The organism is Streptomyces sp. BE20 (assembly GCF_036322525.1).
In the GTDB taxonomy this organism is placed as follows: domain Bacteria; phylum Actinomycetota; class Actinomycetes; order Streptomycetales; family Streptomycetaceae; genus Kitasatospora.
This window is the reverse complement of the sequence record NZ_JAQYWW010000153.1, coordinates 1-545: the sequence shown is the minus strand read 5'-3', so window position 1 is coordinate 545 and position 545 is coordinate 1. Positions and strand designations below refer to the sequence as shown.

Annotated in this window: 2 protein-coding genes; one reads left to right on the top strand and one right to left on the bottom strand. The window is 34.9% G+C overall.

Going from position 1 to position 545, the window contains the following annotated elements:
- Positions 1-266, top strand: a 266-nt coding sequence (locus PUR61_RS45010) for a hypothetical protein (RefSeq protein WP_329874545.1), incomplete at its 5' end; no start/stop codon positions are given.
- Here PUR61_RS45010 and PUR61_RS45005 read toward each other — a convergent pair.
- On the bottom strand, positions 202-545 hold a 344-nt coding region (locus tag PUR61_RS45005; RefSeq protein ID WP_329874543.1), incomplete at its 5' end, for a hypothetical protein. The two genes, PUR61_RS45010 and PUR61_RS45005, sit on opposite strands and share 65 nt — an antisense overlap.

Here is a 545-nt window from a genome sequence, read left to right as displayed (position 1 = left end):
GGTTGGTTGGGGGTTTCTTGGTGTGTGGGGTTTGGTGGGGGTGTGGGGGGGGGTTTTTTTTTTTTTTTTTTGGGTGTTTTTTTGTTTTTTTTTTGGTTTTTTTTGGTTTTTTTGGTGGTGGTTGTTGTGTTGGGGTGGGTTTGGGGGTGTGGTGGGTTTTGTTTTTTGTTTTTTTTATTTTTTTTTTTTTTTTTTTTTTTTTTATTTTTTTTTTTGTTTGTTTTTTTTTTTGGTTGTTCGGGTGTGTTTTTTATTTTTGTGTTTGATGTTCTTGTTTCTTTTTTTGTTTTTTTTTTGTTTTTTTTGTTTTTTTTTTTTTTTTTTTTTTTTTTGTTTTGTTGGTGTGGTTGTTTGGGTGGGGGGTGGGTGGGGTGGTGGGGGGTGTTGGGTTGTGGGGGGGGTGGGGGGCGCTAACAACGTTATTAAAAAACCCCTACAACACAAAAAAACACCACCAACTAAAAAAAAAAAAAAAAAAATAAAAAAAACAAAAACAAACCAACCCAGCCAACCCACAACAATAAAAACACCCGACGATACACACC